Genomic DNA, 6,000 nt, shown 5'->3' with positions numbered 1-6,000 from the left:
TTATCGTTGGTAGTCGAGCCATTGGCCGGCGTGACCACCACCGGAGCCGGGGGCGGGGTCGTATCAACGATAAACGTGTTGGTGTTGCTGTCGACACTGGTGTTGCCCGCGGCATCAGTTGCCCGAGCCCGAACCGTGTGCGAGCCCCCCGCTAAAGCCGTTGGCTGAGTGAACGTCCAGTTGCCCGAAGCATTCACGGTGGCATTGCCCACCGAGGTGCCATCCACCAACACGCTCACCGTGCTGTTGGCTTCCGCCGTCCCGCTGTAGGTCGGCGTATTATCGTTGGTAGTCGAGCCATTGGCCGGCGTGACCACCACCGGAGCCGGGGGCGGGGTCGTATCAACGATAAACGTATTGGTGTTGCTGATGGGACTGTCCAGCCCATTGAGCCGGGCAACGGCCGAGACCGTATACGTGTTATCCGCCAGCGAAGTCGGTTGGGTAAACGTCCAGTTCCCCGAGCCATTCACGGTCGTGGGGCCATAAGGCGTTCCGCTGACGGTCACCGTCACGCTACTGTTGGGAACGGCGGTGCCGGTGTAGGTCGGCGTGTTGTCGTTGGTTCGCGACCCATTGGCCGGCGTGGTCACGATCGGGGCAGCAGGCGCCGAAGCCGTGGTAAATGTTTGTAGGTTACCATAACTGGTACCGGCTCCGTTGATGGCATAGGCCCGTACCGAATAGCTCGTGCCCGCCGACAGGTTGCTTACCGATTGGGAGAAGGGACCCGTTCCAGCCCCCATCTGTACTTTGGTGTTGCTGGTGGTGGGGGTGCCACTACCGCTCAGATAGACGACGCCCCGTTCAGTGACAGGCGTTCCCCCATCGGCAGTGATGGTACCACCCAGCGTAGCGCTGGTGCCCAGCACCGCAGCGGGAGCGGTTGTGGTGATGGTAGCCGTTGTCGAAATCTGTAGACTATACGTAGCACTCACGCCCGAACAGTTATTGACATCGGTGGCCCGAACGGTAATCGGAAAAGAGCCGCCTTCGGTTGGCGTGCCCTGCAGCCCCCCCCCTGCGGTTAGATTCAAGCCGTTTGGCAGCGTGCCACTGGCCAATGAGAACGTCCGGGGCGTACCCCCACCGCTGGCCGTGAAGGTCTGATTAAAGGCTGTTCCTGTCGTGCCAGTGCTGGTGGGCGGATTGGCGACGCTAATCGTACTGACGGTCAACGTAGCGGCATTGGAATTGTCGGTACCACCACCGTTGGTGGCTACACAACGGTATTGATAGCCGTTAAGGCCTGCTACGTTGCTGATGGTTAAGGTGGTTGTGGTCACGCCCGAGTAGGGAGCCGTGTTAGTCAGATTGGTAAAGCTACTGCCCGTGTTGACCTGCCATTGATACGTTGGTGAGCCTGATGCGGATGCGGTGAACGTAGTGCCACTGCCCGTACAAACCGTTTTTGTTGTTGGATCAGTCGTAAAATTGGGCGGTGCTACGTAGGTATAGGTGAACGGAACGATATACGTACAACCGCCAACCGACGGCGTTATTCTGGCATACAGTGTTTGGGAGCCTGGTAATAAGCCTGAAGGTGTAAAGGTATTGCTGGTCTGGTTATACGAACCTGCCGAAGCAGTACCCGCCGAATTCGTATAGATACCGTTCACAGTTCCTTGATAGGTTCCTTGATAGGTAAAGATCGTGGTGTTAGTTTCATTATCATTCACGATGACAGAGCCAGTGTTGCTCGTTATCGTCCCCGACAAAGTACCATATTGCAGGACACCATTATTACTGTTGGTAAAGGTTCCACCATTATTGATATTGATATTGCCATACACATAGCCAGCATTGGTAAATTGAGCAATATCGGTAACACGTAAATTATTGGAAACTACGATAAACTGACCACAAGCATAGTTATTGATTATAGCAGAAGATCGAGTCCCTCCAACAGGCCCACCCATTTCAACCGCACTCCCAAAAGACGAGTTTATACGAATAATACCATAATTTTCTACAAGTGAGTGGTCGTCGCCGGGGCCGAAGTAACCAGCAACAGGACCACCACCAGCGGCTTCTATAGCAAGGGTGCCACGGTTGATCAGGGTTGAGTTTATATTCAGATCAATATATCGATATACGCTTCCATCTCCCCTCACATTGAGGGTACCTCCTGCGTTTATAGTCAGTGTTTTTTGAAGTATAAGTATACTAGTAACAGTGGCAGTTGTTCCAGTTGCAATAACAGGGTTTCCAGTACCATCTCGAATAAAAACATTGTCGGATGAGGTGGGTACACCCACGGGATTCCAGTTGTTAGCAGTGTTCCAATCAGTATTCGTGTTGCCAGTCCAGAATTTGCTAACGGCAAAGAGGTTGTGTGAGTTATATAAACTCAGCAACAGAAAGAAAAGGTAAACGTATCGTTTCATAAAAAGAGGTAGTAAGAGAATATAAAAGTCATGCTTAGTAGAATCAGGCCAGAGCCGCCTGAACATAGTCCGCAGGCAGCGACAACCGATGAATAAGTCTTCGGATCGACACCCACCGACGACGCGACACCCGTAAAATCTCTCCCGAGCGTAGATGAATCAAGCCACCCTTGTCGGCGTAGGTTGGCTGCATCCGATCAATGTAGCCCACGTTCACCAGACAGTTGCGGTGCACCCGAACAAAGGAGTCCTCCGTAAGCTGGGGTTCATAATATTTTAAGGTACGGGGCATCAGCAGCCGCTGACCGTCTTTCCAGTGCAGCCAGCAATAATTACCCGTTGCTTGCAGATACATCAGGTCGGCAATGGGAAGGGTAATTTTGCCCATTTTGCGGATATGCACGTTGAGTACAGGAGCGGGTAGATTGAGCAATTGATTCATAACGGACAGGATGAAAAAAGAGGAAAGGTTGACCAGCTAAATTGGCGCAAATACGGTACATGAAATCAACTGCTAAGTACCACTTCTGCACACTTACGCGCTAACACTCTCGTCGCATTCTTTAACACTCTCGTCGCATTTCACAAAAAAAGACCCGGTTTTCGGGTCTTTTTTTGGCATAAACTGAAGAAACGATTCTTTTTTAAGAGAGACTTGACGAAGCCCGCCCATAAGCCGAAGGCAATACGCCATATCGTTCCTGAAAGGTTTTCGAGAAGTACGACAGGCTATCGAAACCCACCGCATACGCAATCTGTGTTACGTTCTGTTCGCCTTCGGTAAGGAGTTGAGCCGCCTTCGCCAGTCGTATATCCCGGATGAAATTTGTCGGCGACATATCGAGCAGGGTTTTCAGTTTTCGGTGCAGTTGCGAGCGACTCAGGTTCACGGCTTCGGCCAACCCTTCAACGGTAAATGTGGATTCGCTTAGCCGTTCATGCACAATTCTGGTCAGCCTGTCGATAAATAGTTGTTCACTGGTCAGTATAGCCAGTGCGGGAGTAGTCTCCAGCGTAACGTCTGCTACGTCGGGCCGTCGACCAAACCAACTGTAGAGTCGCTTACGTTGCTGGAGCAGGTTTCGAACCCGGCTCAGTAGCTCCGCCCGGTTGAATGGCTTGGTCAGGTAATCGTCGGCGCCTAGTCCAAAGCCTTCGATGCGATCTTCGGTAGTAGCTTTAGCGGTCAGCATCACCACCGGAATATGGCTGGTAGCAGACTGATTTTTCAGCATCCGACAAAAATCGAAACCACTGAGCCGGGGCATCATGAGATCGCAGATCACTACGTTTGGCAACAGCGAGGTTGCTTTCTCTAGCCCATCCTGCCCGTCGATAGCCTCAACAATCTGATAATCGGCCTCGAAAATACTACGTACATAAGCGCGGATGTCGGCATTATCGTCGATAATCAGCAGCATATCGTCCGATGCTACGTCGGCTGGCTGCAATTCAGCATGTTGCCGTTCCTGATTCGTATTGATACCAACCAACTGCTCTGGTTTTTCTTGCCGCGCCAGGTCGTTATCCGTTGACATTGCTACGTCGGGCAAGCCAACGACTGGCATAAGAGGCAACGAAACCGTAAACGTAGTACCCAAACCTTCCTGACTCGTTACGTCGATGGTTCCGCCCAGCACTCGGACCAATTCGTGTACAAGCGCCAATCCGATACCCGTACCTTCGTAAGCCCGATTCATCTGCCCATCGGCTGTAGTGTCGGACCGCTGATAAAACCGCTCGAAAATATGGGCAAGATCCGTTTCCGAAATACCAATCCCCGTATCCTGAACCGTCACCAAAACCTGATGTTCGTTCAGATACCGAATCGTCATTCGGACGTCGTTGCCTTCGGGAGTAAACTTGAAAGCATTCGACAGCAGGTTGGTGATAATTTTCTCCAGTTTATCACGGTCATATAACGTCCACCAACCCGTTTCCAACTGGTCGAACGTGAAGTTGATACGTCGGCTTTGCGCCAGCGAGCTAAACGAACTCGCCAGTGTTCGGAAAAATACCGCAATATCGCCAGGTTCAGATTCGGCTTTAAGTTGCCCAGCTTCCAATTTGCTGAGATCGAGTAACTGATTGATCAGAGTGAGCAGCCGTTTACCGTTACGTTCCATCAGTGTCAGTACGTTTTCGGTCGGGTATCGTTCTTTCAGCTCAGCTATTGGGGCCAAAATCAGTGTAAGTGGGGTTCGAAATTCGTGGGAGATGTTGGTAAAAAATTGCGTTTTAAGCACATCCAACTCCTGAAGCTTATCGACTTCTACTTTTTCCTGCATCAGCGCATTGGCTGCCGTAACCCGTTCTTTAATATACGACTGCACGATACGCCCCAGGACCAGCGACATCAACACCATTTCGAGCGCCAGCGCTAGTAACGCCAGATGACTAATGGCCGGATGATAGGCAATTATTGCCAACGATTGCAACTGATAGAGCGAAAACGGAATGGTACAAATAGCAATCGGCACCACGAACACCAACGCACTACGCTGCCCTATCCGCCAGATGATACCAGCTCCAACAAAAAACAGAATGTAGGTTAGCAAAACCAGTATGGCAAAAAATTGGCCTATAGCTGCATTTTGCACAAAAAACGACAGAAAAACGCCGATAAAACTGGTACCCGCAATGGCCAGCAATAACCATCGCATAGGACGTAGCACCGGGCGATTGTCTAGTAACGTATACATCCAGACTGCCAGGCCCAACGGCATCAGTCGGCCCATACCGGTATGAATCCAGTCGAGCAATTGAGGATGGTTTGCCAGCAGAATTGGGTAAATTCCAGTGCGCGCCAACGTAGCCAGATACAAGAGAAACGTACAAACCGTATAAAACCGAAACTGACGATTGGGCACAAACCGAGCCAGCACGAAGCTATTGAGTGAACGCAGAATAAACAGTCCCAGAAACATCCAGATGGCAAAAATGATAACCCGACCTTTGCTCAGGTTATAATACTCTTCCCAGATGGTCACTTTCCCGAACATGGTTACGCTGCTCTCGATACGAAAGAATACTGTAACCGGCTCATTAGTTGGCAGTTTGATCCGAAAGAATGGGGTTGTCGCAAAAAAACCGCGATCAACATAAGGTCGTTTCAAACCGCCAGTCTGGTGTTCAACTCGCCCATCGGCATACACAACGTAGCAATCGGCATACTCAACCGAAGAGGCATCGAGCAGACCAATTAACCAGTGTTTTATATTTTCCCGGCTATGATTAGTAACCTGAAACCGGAACCAGAAGGCGCTACTGCTGTAGCCATACTGAAACGTTTCGGAACGGCTGGGCACAAAATCAGTCCGCCGTCGAACCTGTTCGAACGTAAGCTGAGCTGTTTTGTCTTCCAGAACACCCAATTGACGACCTATCGGAAGAAATCGGGTTGTATCGCCCACAGCAATTGTGGAAAAAATCGGTTGACTGCGGCCAGAAAATGGCAGAAATCCGAAAAACAGAAAAAAGGCAGAAAAGAGAAAGGTTCGCATTCGACTGTACGCTACTTAACCAATAGGTTATCAATAGTCAAACAAAAATACGGCCAGTTTTTACTGTAATTCCCACTCAATTCAATGAATGTGGTAAAAGTTGTTGAGCC

The 6,000-nt window shown here is 50.5% G+C and carries 3 protein-coding genes; all 3 read right to left on the bottom strand.

Features of this window, described 5'->3' with window-relative positions; genetic code table 11:
• A partial coding sequence (locus tag ACYVD4_RS24690; RefSeq protein ID WP_460950274.1) for an Ig-like domain-containing protein occupies nucleotides 1-2,387 on the bottom strand: 2,387 nt, incomplete at its 3' end.
• A gap of 43 nt (nucleotides 2,388-2,430) precedes the next feature.
• Entirely contained in the window at nucleotides 2,431-2,829 is a 399-nt protein-coding gene (locus tag ACYVD4_RS24685; protein WP_460950272.1) for a LytR/AlgR family response regulator transcription factor, read from the bottom strand.
• 202 nt (nucleotides 2,830-3,031) lie between these two features.
• Nucleotides 3,032-5,890, bottom strand: coding sequence for an ATP-binding protein (locus ACYVD4_RS24680; RefSeq protein ID WP_460950270.1), 2,859 nt, complete (start codon nucleotides 5,888-5,890; stop codon nucleotides 3,032-3,034).
• Between the last annotated feature and the right edge of the window lie 110 nt (nucleotides 5,891-6,000).

Source organism: Spirosoma daeguense (genome assembly GCF_054776875.1).
Note: the sequence above shows the minus strand (reverse complement) of the source record. Positions and strands in the feature narration are given on the sequence as shown.